Source organism: Draconibacterium orientale (genome assembly GCF_900111425.1).
In the GTDB taxonomy this organism is placed as follows: domain Bacteria; phylum Bacteroidota; class Bacteroidia; order Bacteroidales; family Prolixibacteraceae; genus Draconibacterium; species Draconibacterium orientale.
The window spans coordinates 1-2,728 of sequence record NZ_FOHT01000076.1 but is presented as its reverse complement, the minus strand read 5'-3'; the positions used below and the strand labels follow the sequence as shown (position 1 = coordinate 2,728).

The following is a 2,728-nucleotide window of genomic DNA, read 5'->3' as shown; positions in this document are numbered from 1 at the left end:
GATAAACTTTTGCACACCTTAGTTTGCCAGTTGTTTGCCTACAGGTTTGCTGGCTTGTTTTATCACCACGCGAAAGGATTCGCGCGGCAGCGGGGACTTATAGCTATGCTGGCCTGTTTTATCAACAAGTGAAAGGATTTGCGCGGAAGCAGGGAAACCCTTGCCATCAGCGGGTTTTAGGACTCACAGTCAATTGTGGATAAGTTATTACTTGTGAATAAGCTGCTGGTTTTTAGTTAAAGTTTGATTTGTAATGCCTGTATAACAAGTGTTTGGCTATTTGTGGAATCGTGTTGTTTTTTTATAAGATGTGAATAAAACACGCATTATCGTTAATAGAATTTTGTTAAATAATTGTTAAAAGTTGTTTATTGTGGGTATTTTTGTATTGTAAGTCAAGTGCTTATAACGTGATAATTAACGGATTGGATTAGCCATTATCCGGTCTTAGTATTAATTTAAATTATAATTAAATGGCAAAATTGAAAGGGATTCCCAAGCGGAATCCACAGGCTCCGGAAGAGGATCCTAAGTTTTATGCTTCTTTAGTTCATGAGGAGCGAGTTGAAATTGATGCCCTGGCTACTAAGGTATCTCAGCGTTGTTCGCTCAGGCGATCAGATGTACACGGGGTTTTGGTTGCACTTATGGACATTATTCCTGAACAGTTGTTAAATGGCGACATTGTTGCCCTGGGTGAACTGGGAAGCTTTTGTGCCGCTGTTAGCAGCGAAGGCGTGGATAGTGTTGACGATCTTTCGGTAACGATGGTTCGTGGTGCAAAGATCCAGTATCGCCCAACAAAAGAGCTTAAGAAAAAATTGCGGATGTTAGACTACACCATTGCAAGCTAATTCTTAAGCCCATCGGGTTCGGCAGCGTGTTCCAGCACCTGCCGGGCCTTTGTTGTTTTACTTCCAGTAAACAGGGGCAAGCTACAAAACTCCGAGACTTTAAACAATACTTTACAACATATCTTCCCCCAATAATAATCTAAACTTTGTTTTAACTCTTTTTCTACGCTTATTTTTCACTTTTTTTTGGTTTTCTGCTAGAACAAAAGAAAATCTTCTGCGCTGATGATTTTTTCACCTCAGCAGGAAATAATTTTTTCAGCTGCAGGGGACTTTCGTCATCACCGCTGTTTTTTATTTTCTCAGCTGCACCGGTTTATTTTTGTTCTCGAAAACACTTAAATCTACTTTTTTTACCCTGCTTTTGTGTTTTTTTGCGGAGCTGGTTGTGTCTTTTAAACGCTTCAAGGTTTTGTAAACGCTTGAAGGTTTGTTGGTTGCATTGCAATATTGTTGGCTATGTGGCTAAATCACTCGAAAGCCCCGAAACTTTTGGGGTGCGGCAGCGGGGTGGAATTATTCTAATTCTTTATAGATTTTTCTGAGTGTTTTTATTAAAAAAGGAACATCTTCCTTTATGGTTTTTAGAATTACTTCGGCATCAATATCAAAATAGTGGTGTACTATTATATCGCGCATTCCCATAACTTGTTTCCAGGGAACTTCGGGGTAGTTAGATAGTAATTGCTTGTTCGATATTTTGTCCAGACTTTTTATGCTTTCCCCAATTGCGGCAAGTTTCATACAGGTACTGTCAAGCAGAATCATCCCTTGTTCGTTTGAAGAAAAATCATCTGCGCAATAAATATCTTTGGTTCTGTCTTTTACGGTATCCAGATTCTCGATAATTAATTCTATGAGGTCGTTAACCAGTTCCTTATCCCACATAAAGTCCTTCTTTTTCTATTCTTTTTTTTAATAGTTTGTTCATCGATTTTCGAAAACGGACTATATCTACACTGGTCTCAAGTAATTTTTCAAGCTCTTCTTTTAGTGCAGCTGTTTGTAGTAAACTTAAAACAGCGCCTTCGTAATAGATGTCAATGTCGCTATTTTTATGCTGTTCTTTTCTGGCCACCGACCCAAAAATACCCAATTTTAAGATGCCATAGGCCTGTCCTCTATTTTGTTTAAAATCGAGTAATAATTTACAATATTGTTGCCGGGTTTTCATCTCATTAAAATTGTTTATTTCGTTCGTATTCGATGGAACTCCCATGATTTTAATTATACTTGTTTGTGGCTAATCTTCGTCATGGTCGTTTCATATTCTTGAAATTATTACCAAAGTTAAACATTATTATTCTAATTGTTATTTAGCTACTGTGGTTATATGTATTTGCCCCTTTTTATTTTTAAACCTTCAAGGTTTTAGAAACGCCTGAAGGTTGGTTTGTGCCAGGAAAAACCTTATTCCCTCCAAAAGTAACCTTAGTAGTTGGTGGCAATCATCATCGTAAATAACCTTATTAACCTTATTGCTTACTGTTGATTGTTTAAGAGACTTTTTCCAAAGTTTGCTGTTGTTCTTAGGTGAGCAAAAAGGACACATTACAAATGTGCGCCATCAAGAGCGGAAGCAGTGATGATTTGGTAATGATTTAATTGTAGCCCTTACGGACTACGCTGTTATTTGTCGGGGCGTTGCCCCTTTTTGTTTTTAAACCTTCAAAGTTTTGTAAACACTTGAAGGTTGCTTGTGCCAGGAAAAACCTTTTTCCCTTCAAAAGCAACTTCGCTGGCACGGATTTGCAATTAGGAGTGTTCGGAAGAATCCATAAGGCACACGATTTTCAAAAAGCCTAATTCAGCGAAAAACTAAACTCGGATCTCCACCACAGTGCTTTACTATCATTTTTATAATTAACTCATTA

The 2,728-nt window shown here is 37.8% G+C and carries 3 protein-coding genes; 1 reads left to right on the top strand and 2 read right to left on the bottom strand.

The window, feature by feature from the left end; all coding sequences use genetic code 11:
* Nucleotides 1-473 precede the first annotated feature (473 nt).
* Nucleotides 474-854, top strand: coding sequence for an HU family DNA-binding protein (locus tag BMW53_RS20510; RefSeq protein ID WP_038563120.1), 381 nt, complete (start codon nucleotides 474-476; stop codon nucleotides 852-854).
* A 516-nt stretch (nucleotides 855-1,370) separates the two neighbouring features.
* Here BMW53_RS20510 and BMW53_RS20505 read toward each other — a convergent pair.
* Nucleotides 1,371-1,742 carry a HepT-like ribonuclease domain-containing protein gene (locus BMW53_RS20505; RefSeq protein WP_038563117.1) on the bottom strand — a complete coding sequence of 124 codons (372 nt, stop codon included), beginning with the start codon at nucleotides 1,740-1,742 and terminating at the stop codon, nucleotides 1,371-1,373.
* Nucleotides 1,732-2,028 (bottom strand): nucleotidyltransferase family protein, encoded by a 297-nt coding sequence (locus BMW53_RS20500; RefSeq protein ID WP_038565665.1) that lies wholly within the window; start codon nucleotides 2,026-2,028, stop codon nucleotides 1,732-1,734. The genes BMW53_RS20505 and BMW53_RS20500 overlap by 11 nt, the downstream gene beginning before the upstream one ends.
* Nucleotides 2,029-2,728 lie beyond the last annotated feature (700 nt).